General features: G+C 43.9%; 24 protein-coding genes and 1 other annotated feature. Of the genes, 12 read left to right on the forward strand and 12 right to left on the reverse strand.

The features are described from left to right. The first annotated feature begins 23 nt into the window (after positions 1-23). The 9 genes from PGRAN_RS00830 (at position 24) to PGRAN_RS00870 (ending at position 9102) form a co-directional block, all read left to right on the forward strand. Entirely contained in the window at positions 24-701 is a 678-nt protein-coding gene (locus tag PGRAN_RS00830) for a YggS family pyridoxal phosphate-dependent enzyme (protein ID WP_036064259.1), read from the forward strand. 19 nt (positions 702-720) lie between these two features. Continuing rightward, positions 721-1209 carry a cell division protein SepF gene (locus PGRAN_RS00835; RefSeq protein WP_036064261.1) on the forward strand — a complete coding sequence of 163 codons (489 nt, stop codon included), beginning with the start codon at positions 721-723 and terminating at the stop codon, positions 1207-1209. Positions 1210-1262: 53 nt separating this feature from the next. After that, complete coding sequence (locus tag PGRAN_RS16100; RefSeq protein WP_221638675.1) at positions 1263-1511, forward strand: YggT family protein; 249 nt, start codon at positions 1263-1265, stop codon at positions 1509-1511. 178 nt (positions 1512-1689) lie between these two features. Continuing rightward, positions 1690-2466, forward strand: a complete 777-nt coding sequence (locus PGRAN_RS00840) for a YlmH family RNA-binding protein (RefSeq protein WP_036064264.1) — start codon at positions 1690-1692, stop codon at positions 2464-2466. A 148-nt stretch (positions 2467-2614) separates the two neighbouring features. Next, on the forward strand, positions 2615-3151 hold the full coding sequence (locus tag PGRAN_RS00845) for a DivIVA domain-containing protein (RefSeq protein ID WP_036064266.1): 537 nt from the start codon (positions 2615-2617) through the stop codon (positions 3149-3151). Then, positions 3139-3382: a binding site (T-box leader), on the forward strand. Its footprint overlaps the gene before it by 13 nt. A gap of 86 nt (positions 3383-3468) precedes the next feature. Continuing rightward, positions 3469-6228: an isoleucine--tRNA ligase gene (gene ileS, locus PGRAN_RS00850; protein WP_036064269.1), complete on the forward strand. Its 2760-nt coding sequence runs from the start codon at positions 3469-3471 to the stop codon at positions 6226-6228. A gap of 630 nt (positions 6229-6858) precedes the next feature. Further along, on the forward strand, positions 6859-7848 hold the full coding sequence (dapF, locus tag PGRAN_RS00860) for a diaminopimelate epimerase (RefSeq protein ID WP_036064272.1): 990 nt from the start codon (positions 6859-6861) through the stop codon (positions 7846-7848). An 11-nt stretch (positions 7849-7859) separates the two neighbouring features. Continuing rightward, positions 7860-8552, forward strand: coding sequence for a phosphatase PAP2 family protein (locus PGRAN_RS00865; protein WP_036064275.1), 693 nt, complete (start codon positions 7860-7862; stop codon positions 8550-8552). A gap of 349 nt (positions 8553-8901) precedes the next feature. Further along, positions 8902-9102, forward strand: a complete 201-nt coding sequence (locus PGRAN_RS00870) for a cold-shock protein (RefSeq protein ID WP_036064277.1) — start codon at positions 8902-8904, stop codon at positions 9100-9102. A 129-nt stretch (positions 9103-9231) separates the two neighbouring features. Here the strand turns inward: PGRAN_RS00870 and ilvA are convergent, their stop codons facing one another. The 9 genes from ilvA to ilvD form a co-directional block, all read right to left on the reverse strand. Then, a complete protein-coding gene (ilvA, locus tag PGRAN_RS00875; protein ID WP_036064279.1) occupies positions 9232-10500 on the reverse strand; it encodes a threonine ammonia-lyase IlvA in 1269 nt (422 codons plus the stop codon). Between the two features lie 49 nt (positions 10501-10549). Continuing rightward, positions 10550-11131, reverse strand: a complete 582-nt coding sequence (gene leuD / locus PGRAN_RS00880; RefSeq protein WP_036064281.1) for a 3-isopropylmalate dehydratase small subunit — start codon at positions 11129-11131, stop codon at positions 10550-10552. Next, positions 11109-12506 carry a 3-isopropylmalate dehydratase large subunit gene (gene leuC, locus PGRAN_RS00885; RefSeq protein WP_036064284.1) on the reverse strand — a complete coding sequence of 466 codons (1398 nt, stop codon included), beginning with the start codon at positions 12504-12506 and terminating at the stop codon, positions 11109-11111. Before leuC ends, leuD begins: the two co-directional genes overlap by 23 nt. 2 nt (positions 12507-12508) lie before the next feature. Then, positions 12509-13561: a 3-isopropylmalate dehydrogenase gene (gene leuB, locus PGRAN_RS00890; protein WP_036064285.1), complete on the reverse strand. Its 1053-nt coding sequence runs from the start codon at positions 13559-13561 to the stop codon at positions 12509-12511. Beyond that, positions 13558-15099 (reverse strand): 2-isopropylmalate synthase, encoded by a 1542-nt coding sequence (locus PGRAN_RS00895; RefSeq protein WP_036064287.1) that lies wholly within the window; start codon positions 15097-15099, stop codon positions 13558-13560. Before PGRAN_RS00895 ends, leuB begins: the two co-directional genes overlap by 4 nt. Before the next feature lie 101 nt (positions 15100-15200). Next, entirely contained in the window at positions 15201-16196 is a 996-nt protein-coding gene (ilvC, locus tag PGRAN_RS00900; protein WP_036064289.1) for a ketol-acid reductoisomerase, read from the reverse strand. 66 nt (positions 16197-16262) lie between these two features. Next, positions 16263-16745 carry an acetolactate synthase small subunit gene (ilvN, locus tag PGRAN_RS00905; RefSeq protein ID WP_036064291.1) on the reverse strand — a complete coding sequence of 161 codons (483 nt, stop codon included), beginning with the start codon at positions 16743-16745 and terminating at the stop codon, positions 16263-16265. After that, positions 16746-18449 (reverse strand): biosynthetic-type acetolactate synthase large subunit, encoded by a 1704-nt coding sequence (ilvB, locus tag PGRAN_RS00910; protein WP_036064293.1) that lies wholly within the window; start codon positions 18447-18449, stop codon positions 16746-16748. 18 nt (positions 18450-18467) lie between these two features. Continuing rightward, positions 18468-20159 carry a dihydroxy-acid dehydratase gene (gene ilvD / locus PGRAN_RS00915; RefSeq protein ID WP_036064295.1) on the reverse strand — a complete coding sequence of 564 codons (1692 nt, stop codon included), beginning with the start codon at positions 20157-20159 and terminating at the stop codon, positions 18468-18470. A 634-nt stretch (positions 20160-20793) separates the two neighbouring features. On the opposite strand from ilvD, the gene PGRAN_RS00920 reads away from it, so the two are divergent. Together PGRAN_RS00920 and PGRAN_RS00925 are read left to right on the forward strand one after the other, a co-directional pair. Further along, a complete protein-coding gene (locus tag PGRAN_RS00920) occupies positions 20794-21327 on the forward strand; it encodes a GNAT family N-acetyltransferase (RefSeq protein WP_036064297.1) in 534 nt (177 codons plus the stop codon). Next, complete coding sequence (locus PGRAN_RS00925) at positions 21324-21782, forward strand: DUF6884 domain-containing protein (protein WP_036064299.1); 459 nt, start codon at positions 21324-21326, stop codon at positions 21780-21782. The genes PGRAN_RS00920 and PGRAN_RS00925 overlap by 4 nt, the downstream gene beginning before the upstream one ends. Here PGRAN_RS00925 and PGRAN_RS16495 read toward each other — a convergent pair. The 3 genes from PGRAN_RS16495 to zwf all read right to left on the reverse strand — a co-directional run bounded on the left by PGRAN_RS16495 (position 21769) and on the right by zwf (position 24201). Continuing rightward, positions 21769-21909, reverse strand: a complete 141-nt coding sequence (locus tag PGRAN_RS16495; protein ID WP_124892565.1) for a hypothetical protein — start codon at positions 21907-21909, stop codon at positions 21769-21771. The two genes, PGRAN_RS00925 and PGRAN_RS16495, sit on opposite strands and share 14 nt — an antisense overlap. 13 nt (positions 21910-21922) lie before the next feature. Then, positions 21923-22366, reverse strand: a complete 444-nt coding sequence (locus PGRAN_RS00930; protein ID WP_241433255.1) for a YueI family protein — start codon at positions 22364-22366, stop codon at positions 21923-21925. A 365-nt stretch (positions 22367-22731) separates the two neighbouring features. Then, positions 22732-24201: a glucose-6-phosphate dehydrogenase gene (gene zwf, locus PGRAN_RS00935; RefSeq protein ID WP_036064301.1), complete on the reverse strand. Its 1470-nt coding sequence runs from the start codon at positions 24199-24201 to the stop codon at positions 22732-22734. Between the two features lie 313 nt (positions 24202-24514). On the opposite strand from zwf, the gene rnz reads away from it, so the two are divergent. After that, complete coding sequence (gene rnz / locus PGRAN_RS00940) at positions 24515-25429, forward strand: ribonuclease Z (protein WP_036064303.1); 915 nt, start codon at positions 24515-24517, stop codon at positions 25427-25429. The last annotated feature ends 11 nt before the right edge of the window (positions 25430-25440 follow it).

The following is a 25440-nucleotide window of genomic DNA, read 5'->3' on the forward strand; positions in this document are numbered from 1 at the left end:
AACGTAAAAATAGGTGATATGTGATGAGCTATAACGATAACTTAAAGTTGGTGGAGGATAAAATTTCGAGAGCAGTAGCAAGAAGTCATCGCGAGCGAAGTGACGTGCATTTAGTTGCCGTAACCAAGACCGTAGATGTGGCTGCGATGGAGAAGCTATACGATCTGGGCATTCGTCATTTTGGCGAAAATCGCGCCGATGTTTTTGCTGAAAAGGTAGAGGCATTCGCGGATAAGCCAGATGTTGTTTGGCATTTTATCGGATCCTTACAAACACGAAAAGTGAGAGCCATCCTACCATATACGCGTTTTTTACATTCTTTAGACCGGGTATCTCTGGCGGATGAAATTGAAAAGCGCGCCACTGAAAAAATGGCTTGTTTTTTGCAAGTCAATATTTCGGAGGAAGAAACAAAACATGGCTTTAATGCCGAAGAAGCAATTGCGTTTGTAAAAGCGCAGAACTATCAACACGTTGAAATTATTGGGTTGATGACAATGGCTCCAAACACCGATGATGAACAAACTTTACACCACGTTTTTCAAGGATTAAAAGCATTGCAACAAGAAATAGAGAAACTTGAAATCGCGAATGTTCCGTGTCACGAATTATCGATGGGAATGACGAATGATTTTGAGATTGCAATAGAGGAAGGCGCAACGTTTATCAGAGTAGGAAGAGCTTTAGTAGAGGAAAACTAAATGTGGAGGTGTCAATCAGATGGGATTGAAAAATAAATTTAAATCTTACTTTTTCTTAGATGAGGAAGAGGGCGAAGATTATTATGAAGAGCCAGTTGCAACAAAGCCGCAGCCACTTCGCGAGGTTCCAGCTGAGAATAAAATGAAAAAAACAACAGGAAAAAACTATTTTAAAAATCAAAGCGAAGCACCTGTGGACGACGATCACAAAGTCGTAAGCATGAATGGCGCGCAATTTTCTAGCCAAATGGTACTAGTGGAACCGCGCGTGTATGCAGAAGCACAAGAATTATCCGACTACTTGAAGGAGTACAAAACAGTGGTTGTGAACTTGCAACGTATCAGTCATGATCAAGCAATCCGCATTGTGGACTTTTTGAGTGGGACTGTGTATGCTTTAGGTGGAGATATTCAACGTATTGGTAACAATATTTTTCTATGCACACCAGAAAACGTCGAGGTTGATGGCGCTATTTCTGAAATGTTGGAAGAACAAGATTTTATGTAAATGAGGTGTAACACATTTTAGCATATCAGATCGCACATTATGTTTTTTTAGTATTGGATTACTTTCCGTACGTCTTATTTGTTTACATTTTGCTGTCATGGTTTCCTGGCGCATATGAAACGACATTTGGTCGCTTTTTAGCCAAGATTTGTGAGCCGGTCTTAGCACCGTTCCGCAAAATCATTCCGCCGATCGGTGGCGTCCTTGATTTATCGCCAATCATCGCCTTTTTTGCAATAAGAATGGCAACGTTTGGTTTGCAGTACTTAGTCTACAATTACATTTTACCATTTTTTATTTAAAAGGGAATACCGAAATGAAACCGATCTGAAAAATCAGGTGTGCGTTCATTCGGTATTTTTTGGATTTTTAGTGGGTGTCAAAAATGGGGGAACCGTGCTATAATGGGAACTATATGTACGACTATTTTTCAAGATATCTTATCAAGGAGATGTTTTGTTATTAAAGGGAGTAAGGGACATGGAAGGAATTTATCAACATTTTAGAGCAGAGGAACATGGGTTTATTGACTTGGCGCTGGAATGGATTGTGCAAGTAGAGGACCAATATACGCCGCGTTTGACCGATTTTTTAGATCCGCGACAACGTCATATACTTGAATCAGTTGTTGGTGGATATGAGCACATCCGTGTGAAGTTCTGGGGTGGAGTGCCACATGCAGAGCGTAGACGGGCGCTTATTTATCCGGATTACTACGAGCCAACAGATGATGATTTTCAGATTACGTTATTTGATATCCGCTATCCAGTCAAATTCACAACATTGACGCATCAGATGATCCTTGGGACGGTAATGTCGCTTGGAATGAAACGGGATATCTTTGGTGATATATTGACGGAGAACGAGCTGTGGCAGTTTTTCGTGATGGTGGAAATGAAAGAATACATTAGTTTGCAGCTTGATAAAATAGGGAAAGTGAACATTATGCTAGAAGAAATTCCGCTAAGCCAAGCGTTGCCAGTACGTGCAGATTGGGATTATGAGAGCACCACGATCACTAGTCTAAGACTCGATTTAGTCGTAGCAACGGCGCATCATATTTCTAGACAAAAAGCGAAACAATTAGTGCAAGGAAAACTTGTCAAAGTAAACTGGAAAACCGTTGAAAATCCTGATTTTGAATGTGAAGAAAAGGATATTATTTCGGCTCGTGGATACGGACGTGTGAAATTGGGCGAGATTAATGGGCATACGAAGAAGGATAAAATTCGAATGGAAATTGGTTATTTACGCTAAAGTTTCTGCCTTTTGGGAAGCTAATACTTGCGAGAAAGCCAGAATTTTATTATAGTAATAGACAGGTATATATGAAATGAATTTTTATGGTATAATAGAGGGGCTAGCCTAGATTTTGATGGGCTTTGACCATATGGAGGTGTTGAGCATGCCATTATCACCGCTGGATATACATAACAAAGAGTTTAGCCGTGGTTTTAGAGGTTATGAAGAGGACGAGGTGAACGAATTCCTCGACCAAATTATTAAGGATTATGAACAACTGATTAAAGAGAAGAAACGCCTAGAGGAGACACTATCTTCAAGAGATGACCGTTTAGGACATTTCACGAATATTGAAGAGACGCTGAACAAATCATTAATTGTGGCACAAGAAGCTGCCAATCAAGTGATTGATAATGCGGATAAAGAGGCGAAGCTGATCGTGCGTGAAGCTGAGAAAGATGCGGATCGTATTTTGAGTGACTCCCTTTCTAAAGCACGCAAAATTGCGATTGAGATTGAAGATTTAAAACGTCAATCGAAAGTATTCCGCGAACGCCTGCGTATACTAGTAGAAACACAGATGGATTTAATCAAGAGTGACGATTGGAAGCAATTGATGGAATACGAAGTTGATGCAACCGAGTTGAAATCAGTAGAACCATTGGAAGTTTTAGAAGAAAACGAAATAGAGAAGCAATAATAGAGACAAGTACATTTTCTAATGAAAGCCTATGATAAAGCGAGCTGGTGGATGGTGAGAGCCCAGTGAGTAGGATAGAAATATGGAAATCACTCTGGAGCTCTTCTTTTGAACGACCAAGCGTCAAGTAGGAAGAAGCGTAAGTCGGCGTTAACGATGTAACGAAGTGGGCAAAGATGTAAGATCAATGTCAACAAGGGTGGTACCGCGACTATTAGACTCGTCCCTTTTTTTGAGGGAGGGGTTTTTTTGTCGTGAAAAGCACCGAATATAGCACGCATATAACAAAAAATAGTATTACAAAGGAGAATGAACTGATGGAGTATAAAGACACATTATTAATGCCGAAAACAGAATTCCCAATGCGAGGTAATCTTCCTAACAAAGAGCCTGAATGGCAAACAAAATGGGAAGATATGAATCTATACGATCAAATTCAGCAAAAAAATGCAGACAAACCGACGTTTATTTTACACGATGGACCGCCGTACGCGAATGGTGAGCTACATATGGGCCACGCAATGAATAAGGTTATCAAAGACATGATTGTTCGTCAAAAATCAATGAGTGGTTTCCGTTCGCCATACGTTCCTGGTTGGGATACACATGGTTTGCCAATCGAACAAGCGCTAGCTAATAAAGGTGTGAAGCGTAAAGAAATGTCCGTCGCTGAATTCCGTAAACTTTGTGCAGAGTACGCGTATAAACAAGTGGATATCCAGCGTGCAGGATTCAAACGTCTCGGCGTAACGGGTGAGTGGGCGAATCCATACATCACGTTGCAACCCGAGTACGAAGCAGAACAAATCAAAGTTTTCGGTGAGATGGCTAAAAAAGGCTATATTTACAAAGGCAAGAAACCAGTTTATTGGTCTCCATCGAGTGAATCTGCCTTAGCGGAAGCCGAAATCGAATATCAAGATAAGAAATCTGCCTCGATTTTTGTGGCGTTTAAAGTGACAGATGGCAAAGGTGCGCTAGAAGAAGGCACGAATATCGTGATTTGGACAACGACGCCGTGGACGATTCCTGCGAACATGGGGATTACGGTGAATCCAGATTTAGAATACGTCGTTGCAGCGGTTGATGGTAAAAAATATGTCGTGGCAGAAGCGCTTTTCGAAAGCCTTCGCGAAACATTGGGCTGGGAAGCTGCTGAGGTCGTTAAAACAGTGCGTGGTTCCGAGCTTGATCGCGTTGTAACGAAACATCCATTTTATGATCGTGATTCCTTGGTGATGAACGGTGGGCATGCCACGGCAGAAGCTGGTACTGGTGCAGTTCATACGGCGCCTGGGCATGGGGAAGACGACTTTATCATCGGTCAAAAATATGGCTTAGAGACGCTGGCCCCACTGGATGGTCGCGGCGTTTTCACGGACGAAGCACCAGGATTTGAAGGTGTATTTTATGATACAGCGAATAAAATGGTGACGGAGAAGCTAGAAGAAGTCGGTGCGTTACTAAAAATGGAATTCATTACGCACTCGTATCCGCATGATTGGCGTACGAAGAAACCAGTTATTTTCCGTGCGACACCGCAATGGTTTGCATCCATTAATGCATTCCGCCAAGAGTTGCTAGATGCTGTACAAGGGGTGACTTGGACGCCTGCGTGGGGCGAAACGCGTTTATTCAACATGGTTCGCGATCGCGGGGACTGGGTTATTTCGCGTCAACGTGTATGGGGCGTTCCTCTTCCGATTTTCTACGCGGAAAATGGGGAGTCGATCATTACGGATGAGACGATTAATCACGTTTCGGAATTATTCCGTGAGCACGGATCGGATATCTGGTTTGAGCGGGAAGCGAAGGATTTGTTACCAGCTGGATTCACGCATGAAGGCAGCCCAAATGGGGAGTTTACGAAAGAAAATGATATTATGGATGTTTGGTTCGATTCAGGATCAAGTCACCAAGCCGTTCTCGCAGCGCGTCCTTACTTGAATCGTCCGGCTGATTTGTATATGGAAGGCTCTGACCAATATCGTGGTTGGTTCAACTCTTCGTTAACGACTAGTGTTGCAATCAGTGGACAAGCGCCGTACCGCAACGTTTTAAGTCATGGTTTTGCTTTAGATGGCGATGGTCGTAAAATGAGTAAATCGCTTGGAAACACGATGCTTCCAGGGAAAGTCATCAATCAATTAGGCGCGGATATCGTACGCTTATGGGTTGCCTCTGTGGATTATCAAGCGGATGTGCGTATCAGTGATAATATTCTAAAACAAGTTTCGGAAGTATATCGTAAAATTCGTAACACGATGCGCTTCTTGCTTGGAAATATTTCTGATTTTACACCAGCAACAGATGCGATTGCGTATGAAGATTTACGTGAAGTCGATCAATATTTGTTGATTAAACTGGATGAGCTCGTTAAGAACGTTCGTGAAAGCTATGATAAGTATGAGTTTTCAACGATTTATCATCAAATTAATAATTTCTGTACGGTAGAGCTTAGCCAATTTTATATGGATTTTGCGAAGGATGTTGTGTACATCGAAGCGGCTGATAGCAAAGATCGTCGCGCGATGCAAACAGTATTTTATGAAGCGGTTGTTGTGTTGACGAAATTACTGGCGCCAATTTTGCCACATACAGCAGATGAAGTTTGGTCGCACATAACTGGTCAAGAAGCAACGAGCGTACATTTAGCCGAAATGCCAGAAGTGAAGAACTACTTGGCAACAGCTACGATTACTGAGAAGTGGGATCAGTTTATGCAAATTCGTGATGTTGTGCAAAAAGCATTGGAAGAAGCGCGTAACGAAAAAATCATCGGTAAATCGATGCTTGCAAAAGTGACATTGTTCGTAGATGGCGAAGCAAAACAATTATTTGACTCGTTAGAAGGCGACTTTGCACAACTGCTAATCGTATCCGATTTTGAGTTAGTAGAAGGCTTGGATCAAGCACCAGCCAAAGCGATCAAAGATAACCACGTAGCCGTAGCGATAACCGTAGCAGAAGGCGAAACATGCGAACGATGCCGCGTTGTGAAAAAAGACGTAGGCGAAAACCACGATCATCCAACACTGTGCAAACGATGCGCGGATATTGTAGTGGAGAATTATTGAATGAAAAGCTGAAACGGCCCGTTCAGCTCCGAAAAAAACTGGAGCGGCCGCAGTAAAAAGCCGATCTTGCTTTTTATGGAGGGCGTGAAGTATTCGAGGAGTTGGCCGTTGAAGCTGGATCCGAAGGCGCCGGACACGATGCAACACATGGATTACATGCTCACTACGTTCTCATGCATATTGAGGCTTCTAATTCAGCAAAGGACGCTTCATAAGAGCCACAACAAAGCTGAAACGGCCCGTTCAGCTCCGAAAAAAACTGGAGCGGCCTCCATAAAAAGCCGATCTTGCTTTTTATGGAGGGCGTGAAGTATTCGAGGAGTTGGCCGTTGAAGCTGGATCCGAAGGCGCCGGACACGATGCAGCACATGGATTATATGCTCACTACGTTCTTATGCATATGGAGGCTAGACTGGAAATAGGAAGCTAAGCTGAGAATAGGCGTAAGCAGGCCACTGGTGGATTACATGATCACTGCGTTCTCATGCATATTGAGGCTCTAACTCAGCAAAGGACGCTTCGTAAGAGCCACAACAATAGAACGAATGCTCTCTACGCTCGCACTCATATTGATTCTCTAAATCAAAGCAAAGGACGCTTTGAAAGTTCATCAACAATGGAGGTAATCGGATGGCACATATCCATTTTATTAAAGTACATGGTTCACAAAATGATTTCTTTCTCATCGATGAAACTAAAAATAACTTAACAAACTGGCAAGATAGTGATCGCGCTAAACTGGCTACGCGTATTTGTGATCGCGGGGAATTTCTCGGTGGCGCGGATGGGATTCTATTTGTGTCTGAAAGCTCAAATGATACCTCTATCGGCCGTATGCGCGTTTTTAATGCTGATGGCTCTGAAGCATCGATGTGTGGAAACGGCTTACGTACGGTGGCTCGTTACTTGTTAGAAGCGCATGATCTAGATGAAGCTACCATTGAGACAATGAAAGCAACATTGCACGTCTCAAAAGCAGCGGAAATCGGTGATGGCATTCCAACATACCAAGTCGAAATCTCACCGGTTTTATTTGCTCCTGAAGCACTGCCGCTAAATTGGTCAGAATCAGAAATGATAAACGAAATGGTACCCGCATTTGATCCAGATTTACGCTTCTCTGCCGTCGCGGTTCCTAATCCACATTTGATTACATTTGTTGATCAGGCGACGCTAGACTCGGATAAGCAAACGGAACTTGCCACTTACTTAAACGGTGAGAATCCATACTTTACAGATGGTGTGAACGTTAGTTTTGTCAAAGAGCTGGCAGAAGACACGATCTATGTCCGGACTTTTGAGCGCGGTGTTGGTTTTACAAATGCTTGCGGTACTGCGATGTCGGCCTCAAGTCTGATGAAAAAACTATTGCACAATGATAAACTGGAAACGCCGGTCAACGTGTATAATAACGGTGGTCGTGTGAAAGTAACGGCTACAAAAGATGCGGAGGGCAATCTACACCTACAGCTCATCGGTAATGCCACATTTTTGTATCGCGGCACGCTTGCAGTCACCAAAGATTTCGTGAATCTCATTCTAAAAGAAGATACAAACGAACAAGCGAAATATCAAAGCATGGTAGAAGAAGTACAAGCCTACCTGCAAAAAAATAAGTGAGGAGTAGATTTATGAACACAAACAAAAAAAAGGCCATACCACTGTTCACGATTGGTGGTTTCGCCTTGCTATTATTCGTAATCGTAGCACTAGCGGTCCATTCAGAACCAAGATGGGTCGCAAAATTTGATTTGAACTGGATCGGCCGAATTCAAACAAATGTATCAGCTTCCAAAACTAGCCTTATCGATAGCTTAACAATGATTGGGAGTGCAGAAACAGCAATTATTTTAACGATTATCGTTGTCGTTATTCTTTTCTTCTTGCGTAAATTTGTCGTCGGCCTTTGGTTTGGTGGTACCGTACTCGTGTGTGCGATTCTACTCAATGCAGTTTTAAAACACATTTTTGAGCGCCCACGTCCAAATTTCAATCGCCTTATTGCAGAAACGGGATTTAGTTTTCCAAGTGGGCATGCGACTGGAACGACGATCTTTTATGGCTTAGCGGCGATGTTTCTTATCTTCACCGTGAAACAAATGTGGGCGAAGATTGTTATCGGTGTCGTTGGGCTTGGCTGGATTTTCTTCATTATGTATTCTCGCGTGTATCTTGGTGTTCATTACCCAACGGATGTGCTAGGAGGATTCTTGTTCGGAATCGCCTCGATTTTTATCTCCCTGGGCGTGTACTTCCTTGTCCGCGAACCATTACACAACTTATTGGTGAAATGGCGTATCAAAGACCGTAGTATTATTAAATAAGCCGAAGAATCGCGATGTCTCCCATACACTGTGGGGCGCGCGATTTTTTTATCGACAGAGTTGTCGCAATAATGGCGCACTTAGGTAAATATTGCTTGCATTTTTAGAATGAAAGCGTTAAAATGATTGTATTGATACGTTACTTTTACTCTGTATTGTTGGGATGCTGTAAGCGCGACTGGCTATCATTCACACATTATAAAGGATATTAATCCGATGATGAGTATCTTTTATAATATGTGAATTTTGAAATGAAAACAAAAGGTAAGCTTGTTGTTAAGCAGTTTCCCAGTAAGTTTTATATTTGTAAAAGGAACATATTAAGAAAATTTTTGGAGGTTTTTGACAGATGCAAGAAGGTACAGTAAAATGGTTCAATGGTGAAAAAGGTTTTGGATTTATCGAAGTTGAAGGCGGCGACGATGTATTCGTCCACTTCAGCGCAATTCAAGGAGAAGGTTTCAAAACACTTGACGAAGGTCAAAAAGTAGAGTTTGAAATCGTAGAAGGACAACGCGGACCTCAAGCTGATAACGTAACTAAACTTTAAGAATAGTGAGAGTATGCGAAGAGGATTGAGCAATGACCGACATGTGCGGTAGTTGCTCAATTTTTTGTCAGCAAAAAATAAAGTGCCAGTACTCAGGATTTGCCTGAGCAGGGCACTTTATTTTGTTTATTAAACAAGTAAGGTGTATAGCATCTGATTATCATTAATCGGCATGAAACTTGGATCAAAAACGGCGATGCGTTCTAATAGTTTTTCATAGTCATTTGGATCTTGTAGTAAGACACCGATGATAACGGGACCTTGATTCCGGTTTACTTTTTTTGTGTACTCGAATTTTGTGATGTCATCGTAAGGCCCAAGTACGTCATTGACAAATTCACGCAAAGCACCAGGGCGCTGTGGGAAATTGACGATGAAGTAGTGTTTTAAGCCTTCAAAGACGAGAGACCGTTCTTCAATTTCTTGCATCCGGTTGATGTCATTATTACCACCACTGACAATGCAAACCACGTTTTTACCTTTGATTTGTGGTCGGAAATGATTGAGTGCTGCGACGGATAAGGCACCGGCTGGCTCTGCTACAATGGCTTGTTTTGTGTACATATCTAGGATGGTAGAGCACACTTCGCCTTCATCCACTTCGGTTACTTCATCGACGAGTTTCGCGCAATGATTATAGGTTAGTTGGCCAACCTGTTTTACGGCTGCACCATCAACGAACTTATCGATTTTCGGTAGGTTGACAACTTTGCCGGCTAGCAGTGATTTGGCCATAGAAGGAGCACCAGCGGGTTCGACACCGATGATGGTTGTTTCTGGGCGGACAGCTTTGACGTAAGAGGCAACACCAGATACAAGCCCTCCACCACCGATTGCTGCGAAAACAAAGTCACAGGCTTCGCTACCGAGGTCATCCAACATTTCTACAGCAACGGTACCTTGACCAGCAATAATGTCTGCATCGTCAAAAGGAGCAATAAATGCTTTATTTTGTTCTGCGCTAAATTTTTTCGCAGAGTAGGCGGAGGCGTCGAACGTATCTCCCGTAAGGCGAACTTCGACAAAATCGCCACCAAAGAAGCGAACTTGCGATACTTTCTGTTGCGGTGTCGTTGTTGGCATGAATATAGTAGCAGGTACGCCGAGTTTTTGGCAGGTGAAGGCGACCCCTTGTGCATGATTTCCAGCACTTGCGCAAGTGACGCCATTTTTGAGTTGTTCTTTGTTTAATTGGGCGATGGCGTAGTAGGCACCGCGTAATTTGAAGGAACGAACCCATTGTAAATCTTCCCGTTTTAAGTAGACGTTGCAGTCATATTTTTGCGATAAGTAGTAGTCTTTTTCAAGCGGTGTGTGTTTGACGATCGTTTTTAATGTATCGTATGCATCCAGCACGTCTTGTTTGCTAACTAAAGCATCCACATCAACCATTTCCATAACATCTTCACATCCTTCTTAAGATTGGGGCATACCCCAGACAAAGCGTTTAGTAGGCGCGTGCTTGATTCTCGTATTCTGTAATCATGGATTCGTGTTCCATTGTTTGTGCAATATCATCGAGACCTTTGATGAACTTTTCTTTCCATGTAGCGTCGATCTCGAAATCGTAGGTGCCCGCCGTGCTAATGACTTGCTGATTGGGGAGGTCGATAGCGATTTCTTCGTTAGCTGGAATCGCGGCCAGTTTTTCGCGGGCTTCTTTTGGTAGGCTGATCGGTAAAATACCGTTTTTTGTACAGTTCATGTAAAAAATGTCGCTGTATCCGCCGGCGATAATGACCCGGAAACGGTAGTCAAGTAGGGCCCAAGGAGCATGTTCGCGACTGGAGCCACAGCCGAAGTTCTCACCGGTGACAAGGATGGTAGCTTCTTGTCGGTCAGGAGCGTTCAGCGGGAATGCAGGATTTAAGGAACGATCGGGAAGATAGCGCCATTCATCAAAAAGAAATTCGCCAAATCCGGTGCGTTCGATCCGCTTTAAAAATTGTTTTGGGATAATTTGATCCGTGTCAATGTTATCGTTCATGAGGGCTACGGTTTTTCCTTTATGCAACACCATTGCTTCCATTTTGCCACACTCCTTTGCGAATATCGATAAAGCGACCGTGAATGGCTGCTGCTGCGGCCATTGCAGGGCTTACCAAGTGAGTTCGTGCACCTTTTCCTTGGCGGCCTTCAAAATTACGATTGGATGTTGATGCGCAGTGAATGCCTTCTGGTACTTGGTCGGGATTCATACCTAGGCACATGGAACAACCAGGCTCGCGCCATTCAAAGCCAGCGTCGATGAAAATTTGATCGAGACCGATGCGTTCTGCGGCTAAGCGAACTTGGCGGGAACCGGGAACGACCATGGCGCGAATACCAGATGCGACTTGGTGTCCTTTGACAATTTGTGCGGCTTCTTCTAGATCAGAAAGTCGTGAGTTGGTACAAGAGCCGATAAAAACGTAGCCAAGGTCGATTTCGGACGCGGTTTGACCGGGTTTTAGTCCCATGTATTGATAAGCGCGCTCGTCGTTGATGCTTTCGATTTCTGGGAATGCTTCGGTTACTGGAACGCCCATACCTGGATTGGTTCCCCAAGTAACATATGGTGCTAGCTCTGAGACGTCAATTTCGATGTCACGATCATATGTCGCATCAGGATCACTTGGTAGCGTCGTCCAATCGGCGATAGCAGCCTCCCAATTTGTTGGTGCATACTCGCGACCTTGAATGTAAGCAAAAGTGGTAGCATCAGGAGCCATCATCCCCATTTTAGCGCCGCCTTCAATGGACATATTGCAGATGGTCATGCGTTCTTCCATCGTCATATTGCGCACGGCTTCTCCGTAATATTCAACGGCGTATCCGTTGCCGAAAGCGACGCCGTATGTTGCAATTAGATGCAGAATAACGTCTTTTGCATAAACGCCTTTTGGAAGGGTGCCGTTGATTTTGACACCCATTGATTTTGGTTTTTGTTGCCAGATAGATTGCGTAGCAAGGACATGTTCTACTTCACTCGAGCCAATACCAAAGGCCATTGCTCCGAAAGCGCCATGTGTTGCGGTATGTGAGTCACCACATACGATTGTTTTACCAGGTTGTGTCAGCCCAGTTTCTGGTCCGACCATGTGCACAATGCCTTGACGCTCACTACCGACATCTGCCAGTGTGACACCAAATTCTTCGCAATTTTTGCGCAGGGCATCGATTTGCTTTTTAGCAACGACATCGTGAATGTTGAAAATGTCTTCGGTTGGGACGTTGTGATCCATCGTGGCAAATGTGCGATCCGTGCGACGAACCTGTCTTCCTTCCATTCGCAATCCTTCAAAAGCTTGAGGGGAGGTAACTTCATGCACCAAATGCAGATCGATGTATAACAGCTGCGGTTCACCTTCTTTTCCAAATATGACGTGACGATCCCACAACTTATCGAACATTGTTTTAGCCATTGTTATTCTCCTCCTTTAACTCGTTTTTTAACTTCTTTTGTAAAATCGGTAGTCGATGTGTTACCGCCAAGATCTTTGGTTAGGAACCCTGCCTCCATGGTTTCTGAGGCTGCTTTGTCAAGATAATCTGCGGCTTCAAAAAGTTGGAGCGATTGGCGTAGCATCATGGACACAGATGAAATCATCGACATTGGATTGGCGATGTTTTGACCAGCGATATCTGGCGCGGAGCCGTGAATGGGCTCGTAGAGTGATGGACCTGATTCTGGATGGCTCGCAGATGGTAACATGCCAAGCGAGCCAGTAATAACGGAGGCCTCATCGCTCAAAATATCACCAAACATGTTTTCTGTGACGATGACATCAAAAGTGGTAGGGCGTTGGATGAGAATCATGGCAGCCGCATCCACGTAAAGATGTTCTAGTGTGACTTCTGGATAGCGCGTAGCGACGCGTTCCACGACTTGACGCCAAAGTTTACTCGATGCCAGCACATTGGCTTTGTCGACCGAGGTCACTTTGTTGCGCCGCGTTTTTGCGAGGTTAAAAGCTTGGACAGCGATGCGTTCGATTTCTTGCGCTGTGTACGTTAATGTGTCTACCGCACTGTTTTCATCCCAATGCTTCGGCTCACCAAAATAAATGCCGCCAGTTAGTTCGCGAACGACGATAAAGTCGGTACCTTCTACGATTTCCTTTTTCAATGGAGAGAGGTGGGCGATGGTGTTTGGCACTTGAATCGGGCGGATATTAGCGAATAGGCCGAGTGCTTTTCGTAACGCTAGTAAGCCTTGTTCTGGCCGTTTTGATGCGTTATCCCATTTTGGACCACCAATAGCACCGAGCAAAATGGCATCTGCTTTTTGGCACGCGGCAAGTGTTGTTTCTGGTAGTGGATCGGACAGGGCATCAATGCCAGCGCCGCCAAATGGGTGTGTTTCTATTTTAAAATCTAGTTGGAATTTTTGAGCAAGGGCTTCTAGCACTTCTAGTCCGCTCGCCATGATTTCTGGGCCAATCCCGTCGCCAGGAAGGGCGGTAATGTGATATGTCACTTGACTGGGACCTCCTCGCTAGTCGTTTGTTTTTTTTCGGTAGCTTTGGCGCTTGCATGCAAGTAAGATTTGGCGGAAGCGGTGAGGACATCATTGTCAATACCAATGCCGTGATACGTCGCACCTTTTTTGTCTTTGACGATAACATGAACCTCTGCTTGCGCGTCATGACCTGCCGTAATCGCTTGAATACGGTAATCAGTCAGTTCGATGTCTTGCTCCATCAGGCGGTTAATCGTGTTGTAAATCGCTTCGATACTACCTGCCCCAGTCGCCGCATCTTCTAAAACAGAGCCATCTTCCGTATGGATTCGAACAATCGCGCCTTGAATGCCGCCGGTCACATACTGTACTTGCAGGTGATTCAATTCGTAGTCATCGGCTTTCTCGGATGTTTGACCAAGAATCAATGCATGTAAATCGTCTTCGGTTACGTCTTTTTTCACATCGGCCAAATGTTTGAAGCGCTTGAATGCATCGTTTCTCTCGTCGTCCGTCATGGAGTAGCCGAGTTCTTCCATACGCGCGACAAAAGCGTGACGGCCAGAGAGTTTGCCAAGTGGTAGCGCATTTTTCTCGACACCAACAAGTGCTGGTGTGATAATTTCATACGTAGTCGGTTCTTTCAAAACGCCATCTTGGTGGATACCGGATTCATGCGCGTAAGCATTGCCACCGATAATCGCTTTATTGCGTGGTACAGGCATTCCAGAAAGGCGGCTGATTAGGTCACTCGTTTTCTTTGTCTGATTCAAAATAATGCCAGACTCCGTTTTGTAATAATCGTTGCGAATGTGAAGCGCCACTGCAACTTCTTCTAGCGCTGTATTCCCTGCGCGTTCACCGATACCGTTTACCGTACCTTCAACACGACGAGCTCCATTTTCGATCGCAGCAAGCGCATTTGCAACCGACATACCAAGGTCATCATGACAATGGGTAGAAAAAATAACCTCATCGAAGCGCGGAATATTTTCACGCAAGTAGCGGAAGAGGGCACCAAACTCTGTCGGATTCGTAAAACCAACCGTATCCGGAATATTAATCACCGTCGCCCCAGCATCGATCGCCGTTTGGACAGCCGCTACTAGAAACGCAGGATCTGTTCGCGTCGCATCCTCAGGTGAGAATTGGACGATTGGAAAAAGCTTACGGGCATGTGCGACATGATGTTTAATCGACGCCAAAACCTCAGGCCTACTCATTTTTAACTTATGCTTCATATGTACATCACTGGTAGCAAGAAAAACGTGTACCTGAGCATTTGCGGCCCCGCTTAGCGCTTCGTAAGCTCGGTCAATATCACGTTCCACAGCACGCGCTAATCCACAAACTGTCGCCGTTTTAATCATGCTGGCAATCTCTTTTACCGAGTGGAAATCACCATCAGACGCGATGGGGAATCCAGCTTCAATAACATCAATCCCATACGTTTCTAGTTGACGTGCGATTTGAATTTTTTCTTGCTGGTTAAAATTGACGCCTGGCGTTTGTTCGCCATCACGTAGCGTCGTATCAAAAAATTGAATATAAGCCATAAACTTTCACCTCATTAGAAAAGGGGACCAGCGTGCCGATAAATACCTATCTTTAGTGGCTCAACACGCTTGTAGGTTTCCTAATCCCCAATCTCTTCCTATTATTTTTGTGGTTTGACGAAAGGCATCATTTCGCGCAAGCTCGCACCAACCGCTTCGATTTGGTGTCCTTTTTGTTCTGCGCGCAGACGATGGAATTCTTTGAAACCATTTTTATTATCATCGATAAATGCTTTGGCAAAGTTACCATTTTGGATGTCTGTCAAGACTTCTTTCATGGCTTTTTTCGTGTCACTCGTTACTACGCGAGGGCCGGAAACATAGTCGCCGTATTCCGCTGTATTCGAGATCGAATCACGCATTTTTTCCATGCCACCTTCATACATCAAGTCAACAATCAGTTTCAGCTCATGCAATACCTCGAAGTAAGCAAGCTCTGGTTGGTAGCCAGCTTCAACTAATGTCTCAAACCCAGCTTGTACTAAATGCGTTGTACCACCGCATAGAACCGCTTGTTCGCCGAATAGATCGGTTTCTGTTTCTTCTTTAAATGTTGTTTCGATCACGCCAGCACGAGTCGCACCGATGCCTTTTGCGTAAGATAACGCGACATCTGTTGCTTTTCCAGTAGCGTCTTGGTAAACCGCGAATAATCCTGGAACCGCGCCACCTTCCACAAATGTACGACGAACTAAATGTCCCGGACCTTTTGGTGCTACTAAGAACACATCCACGTCAGCCGGTGGTTTAATTACGTCAAAATGAATGTTAAAACCATGCGCAAAAGCTAAGGCATTTCCTGCTTCTAAGTTAGGTTTGATTTCAGCTTCATAAGTATCTCCTTGCGTTTCATCTGGCAAAAGAATCATCACGACATCAGCCGCTTTCGTAGCATCTGCGACAGACAAGACTTCAAAACCATCATTGCGAGCAGCCTCGGCTGATTTTCCTTCACGAATCCCAATAATGACATTGTTTCCGTTATCACGTAAGTTTTGTGAGTGGGCATGGCCTTGTGAACCATAACCGATCACTGCAATTTTCTTACCTTGTAACGCGCTCTCTTGTACTGCATCTTCATAATATACTTTTGTCATTTTCCTAACCTCCATAAATTATCTATATATATTTCTCAGAAAAAGGATTTCTGGGATTCAAAATGATTATTTAGCGCTTCGTGTGAAACCAGTTACACCAGTTCGCGCCATTTGTTTGATACCGTAAGGGCGAATGCTATCAACAAACGCATTGACTTTCTCGCTCGTCCCTGCGACCTGCACCACGACGCTTGATTTACCAACATCGATAATCGTTGCGCGAAACGGCTCAATAATGGAATTAAGCTCCGCACGTGTTGTAGCTGGGGCATTGACTTTAATTAAAGCCAGTTCACGCTCCATATGTGGATCATCTGTAATGTCACTGACTTTGAGCACATCGATTTGCTTGTTTAGTTGCTTCGTCACTTGTTCAATTTCATAGAGTGAATCGACATGAACGACGATGGTGATGCGGGAAACATTCGCGGTTTCTGTCCAACCAACCGAGATGCTATCAATATTGTACTGGCGGCGCGATATGACACCAGTAATTCGGTTAAGCACACCACTTGAGTTATTAACAGTAGCTGTAATGATACGTCGCATTTATTCCACTCCTTCCATCTGATGATTCGCTTTGCCTGGCGGGATCATTGGTAGTACAAGCTCACCTGGGGAAACCACACAATCAATAACAATGGGACCAGGATAGGCAAAAGCTTCTGCGAGATCAGCGGCGAGCGTCTCAGGATTGGTGAGACGAACTGCTTTGACACCGTAAGCCTCTGACAATTTCACAAAATCAGGCTGACTCTGGAAAATGGAGTGGGAGAAGCGCTCGTTATGAAACTTCTCTTGCCACTGCCGCACCATGCCAAGTGATCCGTTATTGATAATGACCGTTTTCAAATTGATTTTATAATCGTTCAAAATAGCCAGTTCCTGATTCGTCATCTGGAAGCCACCATCACCAACAAAAGCAACAACGGTTTGTTCCGGATAGGCGAGTTGTGCACCAATTGCGGCTGGAAAACCAAAGCCCATTGTGCCAAGACCGCCACTCGTCATAATTTGGTGATCATGACTAAACGGGTAAAATTGCGCGACCCACATTTGATGCTGTCCAACATCTGTTGCAACGAGCGCCTTACCTTCTGTAATATCGCCAATAATTTCGATGACTTTTTGCGGTTTGATCTCGGTTTTTGCATCGCGATTATACGTGAATGGATGGCGTTCTTTACGCGTCATATTCAGTTTATACCAATGTGTTTTATCCGCCTCGTCCGTCACGTTCATCTCAAGTAATTGCGTTAATGTTTCTTTAATATCCGCCACAATCGGAATTTTTGTTGTTAAAACTTTACCGATCTCTGCGGGATCAATATCGACATGCGCAATCACCGCATGTTTCGCGAATTCTTGAGGCGAGCCAACCATTCTATCATCAAATCGCGATCCAAAATTAATGAGTAAATCAGGATCCGTCAGAGCCATGTTCGCCGCATAAGAACCGTGCATGCCACCCATTCCTAGGAAGAGGGGATGATCTTGTGGAAAACTGCCAAGTCCAAGCAATGTATTCACTACAGGGATTTGATAGCGTTCCGCAAAATCAAGCAGTTCTGCAGTCGCACGAGAATGATTCACGCCAGCTCCGGCTAAAATAACCGGTTTGCTAGAAGCCGCCAACGCTTGCATCAATTTTTCCAGTTGCATGCCATTCGGTTTTACAGTTGGCTGATAACCTGGTAAATCAATCGTAGCGTCGTTTACTTTATCAGTGGTTGCAATCGACATATCTTTTGGTAAATCAATCACGACTGGGCCTTGTCGACCTGTTGTCGCAATGTGGAAAGCTTCTTTAATAATTTTCGGAATATCTTTTACGTCGCGTACTTGATAATTATATTTGGTGATCGGAATCGTCAAGCCAATCATGTCCGCTTCTTGGAAGGCATCTTTCCCAATGCCCGGTGTGGCCACTTGCCCAGTGAAGACAACCAATGGAATCGAATCACTCATCGCATCCGCAATCCCTGTCAAAGCATTGGTAGCTCCAGGTCCGCTGGTTACGACGACAACGCCAGCCTTTCCTGTTACACGCGCATAACCTTCTGCTGCGTGGACTGCGCCCTGTTCGTGCCGCGTCAAGATATGGGGAATGTCGCAATCATAAAAGGCATCGTACAAAGGAAGAACGGCGCCACCAGGATAGCCAAAAATCATTTCTACGCTCTGCTCATTCAAGGCATCAATTAAAAGTTCCGCGCCACTTTTCGTCGTTGTTTGCTTTTCTACTTTCATCATTTTCTTCACCTCTCCTTATCACTCTAAGAAATCATCTGGAAGTTGCAATACGCCACCAGTGTGAGCAGATGTCACGAGTGCAGCATAGCGAGCCAGATAGCCTTTTTTAATTTTCGGTACAAATTTAGGAATACCAGCGCGGCGTGCTTCTAAAACATCGGGCGCAACATCGACATTCAGCGTTCTATTTGGCAGGTCAATCACGATTGTATCACCATCTTCAATCAGCGCAATCGGGCCACCAGAAGCGGCTTCCGGCGAGATATGCCCAATCGCAATCCCACGAGTCGCACCAGAGAAACGACCATCCGTGATCAGCGCGACATCTTTTCCAAGTCCGCGTCCAACGATGGAAGAAGTCGGAGCAAGCATTTCCGGCATTCCTGGACCACCACGCGGTCCTTCGTAACGAATCACGACCACATGCCCCTCGCGAACTGTATGATTGTCAATAGCCTCAACAGCCGCATCATGGGAATCAAAACAAATGGCTTTTCCAGTAAAGACGGATACCGATGGATCGACCCCGCCAACTTTGATCGCTGAACCTTTTGGCGCAATATTTCCAAAGAGGATGGAGAGACCACCCGTTTTCGTATACGGATTTTCTTTCGGATGAATCACGTCTGTATTGTTAATTTTCGCATTTTCAACGTTTTCCCGTATTGTTTTCCCAGTGACTGTAATTCGATCGGGATGAATCGCGGTTTCTAAGTCCACGAGCTCTTTCATGATTGCAGGGACCCCGCCAGCTTCATGGACATCATGCATGGAGTAAGCAGAGGATGGAGCGATTTTAGAAAGGTAAGGGACACGACTGGCGATTTCATTAATGCGCTCCAAATCGTAATCAATCTCCGCTTCATTTGCGAGAGCAAGCACGTGTAGCACCGTATTTGTCGAGCCGCCCATCGCCATATCAAGCGCAAAAGCATCATCAATCGCATCGCGTGTAATAATATCACGAGGACGAATATCTTTTTTCACAAGATCCATCAAGTGGAAGGCTGATTCACGAATCAACTCGCGCCGCGCCTCTGATACAGCAAGCGTCGTACCATTGAACGGCACTGCCATACCAAGCACTTCCATCAAGCAGTTCATCGAGTTCGCTGTAAACATCCCGGCGCATGAACCACACGTTGGGCACGCATTTGCTTCCATATCTAAAAATTCTTCTTGACTCATGCTACCTTCTTTAAAAGCACCAACCGCTTCGAATACAGAGGATAACGTCAAAGCTTTCCCAGTGGCAGAAAGACCAGCCTTCATCGGACCACCGGAACAAAAGATTGCCGGCACATTCGTACGGACGGAGGCAAGCAACATGCCTGGTGTGATTTTGTCACAGTTTGGAATATACATAACACCGTCAAACCAGTGAGCGTTAATCACTGTTTCTGCAGCATCCGCGATCACTTCACGGCTCGGCAGGGAATAACGCATCCCAATATGACCCATCGCAATCCCGTCATCAACGCCAATCGTATTAAATTCAAAAGGAATACCACCAGCTTCGCGAATCGCTTCTTTTGCAATATCGGCTAGTTCACGCAAATGCACATGACCAGGGACAATATCGATGTAGGAGTTACAAATGGCGATAAATGGTTTATCCATATCACCTGGACTTTTAATTTGACCTGTTGCGTGCAGAAGACTCCGAGCGGGAGCTTGTTCGACACCTTTTTTGATTTTATCACTACGCATGAGCATATTCCCCGTTTCTTTATTATAATTGTTGGTCGACGCTGAATTTTTAGAATATAATAACTAGCACGACCTTTTGTTTCAAATAAATACCATTGATAGCGTGTTTGGCAACAAAAAAGGCATCCCATTTTTGAGTAAAAAATGGGATGCCTAGATACAAATCCCATTTAATGCTAAACAGGATCTAAACGACTGCTTGTTTTAAACAGTGTTCCAGACCCTTGCTAGAGTAATAAAATTGTAATGACGTAATGTCGGTTCCATGTTTTCATAAGTCATTATCTCCTCTAAAATCAAATTTGGGATACGTATCAAATTCGTATGTAGCCTTAAAGAATCTCATAAGTATCAATGCATGTAATATTATTATTAATTATAGCTTTTGACAGCCAAATGTCAACCGTTTTTTGAAAATTTGTTGCTTTTGGATTTCAGTGAAAAACGGGAATACATAGCTAAATCTATTGAAAGAGAATGGTGTAAGCGGATACAATTATTTTGAAAAAAAATTTTTAAAAAAATTAGTATGTGGTAATAATAACAGGTAGTATTCTACGAAAAATTTGCGTAATCCAGCATAATTTGATAATTTAGAGAGAAGATATACTGAAATGGAAAGTCGGGTTTTAATATGGGGAAATTAGAAACAAAGCGGCTGTTATTAGTAGAGTATAATTTAGAGTGGATCAAAGCGACGATTGCGGGTGTAGACGAGCTGGAGCGTGTATCAGGTTACACCGTGTCCAGAGATTGGCCTGGCATCGATTTCTTTTTTTATCTGCCATATGTATTGGAGAACGTAAAAAAAGAGCCGGAGATGACGAAATGGACGCATTTAATCGTCTTGAAGGACGAGAACAAGGTTATCGGGGAAATTGGCGGTCAAGGAAAACCGGAGGAAAGCGGAGAGATTGAGCTTGGTTACAGCATCGTGCCGGCTTACCAGAATAATGGCTACGTGACAGAAGCGCTAGAGGAGTTATTGATATGGCTCAAAAATCAGCCGGAGATTCACCGAATTTTTGCAAGAAGCTTTGAAAGTAATACGTATTCGATTCAAGTCTTACGTAAATCGGGATTTGTCTATCAGCCAGAGAGAGATAAGGTAGATTCGCGGGGGACGATTGTTTTATGGGAATACCCGATGAATGAGGATGTATCATGATTATCATTCCGTCAGGTAAGCCAAAAATTTGGGATAAAAAAGAGGATGCGGGACCTGTCATAGCTAGTGAGGCGTATACTGGGAATTTCCATCGCTTATGTAAGGCTTATGCAGAGAAATTTGACGGGGATTATGTTATTTTGTCGCCGAAATATGGTTTTTTGAAGCCTGATTCACTTGTTTTAGAGACGTACGATGTAAGATTTACAGCGCGCGGCGTGACAGCGGAGACGATTTCTGTAGAAGCATTATCTGACCAATGGCGCTCATTAGGCATTGCGCAGGAAACGATTGTGATGCTAGGCGGGAAAAAATTTAAACCACTACTTGCAGAGGTGACAGGAGGACAGCCATTTGTTTTTCCACTTCACGGTAGCGAAGGCATCGGCGACATGCAAAAAAGGCTCCGCGCAGCATTGGATACTGGAGAGCCTTTGAAGATCAACCAATCGTAGAAATAATAAGCAATGCGATACCGATGAGCAGGAACATCACGCCCATATCGGTATTTTTTCGTATGAAGAAATAGATTGTTTGTAGAAAAATGAGGATCGCGAGTGCAAGTACAATCGTATGAAGCATCTATGTCACTTCCTTAATCTTGAAAAATAGCTTTGATTTTGTCGAGTAAACTTACTTTACCAGTTTGGTCCTCTGTGATAATCGGTGCTTCATGAAGGTGCGTATCCTCACGATTGATTTCGTGATCTTCAGCTAAGACGAGACCGATTGGCGTATCTTCATCTTCGCGTGCCACAATGGAAAACGGCATTTTATGTTTTTCAGCAAGCATGATGTAGGAACGCAATATCTCATAGGAAATTGAGCCATTTAGCAGTAGTTTGGCCTTTGGATGATCTTTCATTTCCTGTTCTAATTCTTTAGTACAATATTTTTGGAAAACTTCCTGTTTGGTCATTTGGATTTCGATACGTTCTCGAAATGTGCCAAGATATTTTTTTTCGTTCCGCTGGATTAATTTCTTTTGTGCCATGTATTCCGCGATCGATATAATCGTCAATGCTTTCAGGCATATCATGACTCTCCTTTGTTGAGGCTATTAGGAAACACGCTGTACTTACTTAGTACGTCCATATACATGATGGCGAAGTGTTTTCCAAAAACTAAGACTCATAATTGGAATGGGAGGTGTTACTTAGTTACCCATTGAACTTAATGATATCAGCTTTGTGGGTGGTTGGTCAACCTATTTTTGTTGAAAGAATTAGGAAATATTACGTGTTGACTAGAGGTAGGGATGCAAAGGCAGCGGAGCGATGATGGCGCTAAGAAAAAAAGTAAGAGCGACTTTTTACAGCTGCTCTTACTTCTTAGGGTTTTCTAACTAATTTTTGTTCTCAGATCTAGCTCTAACCGAGGCTAACGAGCTGTTTCCGCTTTTCACTATTCAAACCACTCAAATCCATCTTGTGATACTAGCTTGTCTGCTTCTTTTGGTCCCATCGTGCCAGATGTGTAGTTCGGGAAGTGTTCTTTGGTTTTTGACCAGACGTTGGCTACTTTGTCGACAAAGTTCCATGATAGGGAAACTTCATCCCAATGTGAGAAGTAGGTGGCATCGCCATTTAGGCAATCTTGAATTAGTTTTTCATAGGCCTCAGGAGTGTTCATACCGTCTGGCGAAGAGTGTGCGTAGTTCAGGTTGATTGGCATGGTCAGCATTCCTTGACCCGGCTCTTTCACATTCATGTGTAGCGTGATACCTTCATCTGGTTGGATATGTATCACCAGTACATTTCCGGCAAGGGACTGTTGCCCTCCAAATAGGTTCATTGGGACGCTCTTGAATTGAATCGCAATTTGGGTTGTTTTCTTAGCAAGACGCTTACCAGTTCTAATATAAAAAGGTACGCCGCTCCAACGGAAATTATCGATCATTAGTTTTGCTGCAACAAATGTTTCGGTGTTGGAATCAGGATCGACATTATCTGCTTCGCGGTAACCAAGAAGCTCCTCGCCGTCTACTTTTCCAGGACCATATTGACCACGAACGAAATATTTATACACATCATCGCCTTCAATAACACGCAACGAACGGAGCGCACGCACTTTTTCATGGCGAATTTCTTGTGTCGTTAACTTGATTGGCGGTTCCATCGCAAGTAAGGAAACGATTTGCAAAATGTGATTTTGAACCATATCACGCAAGGCACCACTTTCCTCATAATAACGTCCGCGATCCTCCACGCCAAGTGTTTCACTGAGTGTTACTTGCACATTATCAATATAGCGGTTGTTCCAAAGCGATTCAATAATCGAATTCGCAAAACGGATAACAGAAATGTTCTGAATCATCTCTTTACCAAGATAATGGTCAATGCGGTAAATCTCATCCTCAGCAAAAGCTTGGCGAAGCGATTCATTGAGTTCCTTCGCGCTAGCTAAATCACGACCGAATGGTTTTTCAATAATTAAGCGGCTAAATCCAGCATTATCGACAAAACCTTCTGATTTTAATCGACTAGCGATAGTTCCAAAGAAATTCGGCGCCATAGCAAGATAGAATAGGCGATTTCCTTTTAGTTCGTATTGCTTATCGAGTTCATCGGATAGATTTTTCAGTTCTACGTAGGATTCGCGGTTCGTTACGTCATGTGATTGGTAGTAGAAATGAGAAGCAAATTCTTTTGGATCGAACCCTTCTTTTTCAATACCTTTCAATGATTCCACGACTTTTTCGCGGAAGAAATCATTCGTCCATGGGCGACGAGCTGTACCAATCACGGCGAAATTCTCTTTCAAAAAGCCTTTCGTGAAGAGATGGTATAGCGAAGGGTAAAGTTTGCGATTTGCTAAATCTCCCGTACCGCCAAAAATTGTAATTAAAGCTACTTGTTCTTTCACTTCTGTCATACGTGCTTACCCTCTTTCATTATTATATGGAACATACCTGAGATACATCGGCTTTCAAGCGCTCGATTCGTATAAAGCTGGTGACACATCTTACCCAGCTTGCTCTCGAAGTTGTTTCAAGCTATTCTTTAAAATGAGGTAAATAAGATCTAATCAAAGTCGGCCTCATTATTCCTTACTATTTTAGCCGTTTGATTTCTAATGTGCAACTGATTGAACCAGAAAAATTAGAAAACAACGTGAGGACGAGTGCAACAAGCATGGTAAATATGGTATGATTAGTAGCGAATTAGAGAAAGGATTGTGAGACAAAATGGAACTGATTTTTCTCGGAACAGGAGCGGGTGCCCCTTCCAAAGGCCGTAACGTAACGGCGATTGCGCTCACGATGCTAAACGAGCGAAATAGTATTTGGCTTTTTGATTGTGGAGAAGCAACGCAACATCAGATTTTGCGAAGTTCGATTAAATTAAGTAAACTGGAAAAGATTTTTATTACGCATTTACATGGTGATCATATTTTTGGCTTGCCGGGTCTTCTTAGTAGCCGTTCTTTTCAAGGTGGGGAGACGAGGCTCACGGTCTATGGTCCAGTTGGTATTGCGAACTATATTCGAACGAGTCTAGCGGTGAGTGGGACGCATCTGAAATATCCGCTAGAAATCATAGAAATTTCCGATGAAACGGTATTTGAAGATGCTGATTTTAAGGTGATCTGCGGTGAGCTAGATCATGGGATTATGAGTTACGGCTACCGGATTGAGGAAGCAGATAAGACGGGAGCGCTTGATGCTGCGGGACTTGCAGCGCTTGGTGTGAAACCAGGGCCGATTTTTAAAGAATTAAAGGAAGGTAAGATGGTGACGCTTGAAGACGGTACAGTTGTAGATGGAAGCAGGTTTATTGGCCCTACAAAAAAAGGCCGGATTATTGCTATTTTCGGAGATACTCGAGCAGCGCCAAATGAGCTAATGATTGCACGCGATGCAGATGTAATCGTCCATGAGGCAACATTTGGTGCGGAGATGGGTGATGTGGCCTGCGAATACATGCATTCAACGACGATAGGAGCTGCCACTTTGGCAAAGAATGCGGGTGCGAAACGACTTATTGTGACCCATATTAGTTCGCGTTACAATCGTGAAGATAATCGTGAGCTTGTTGCGGAGTGCCAGTCCGTTTTCCCAAATACAGAAATCGCAACAGATTTTGCCATATTTGAACTATAAAGGAGTTTAAC

Source organism: Listeria grandensis FSL F6-0971, from assembly GCF_000525835.1.
Lineage (GTDB): Bacteria > Bacillota > Bacilli > Lactobacillales > Listeriaceae > Listeria_A > Listeria_A grandensis.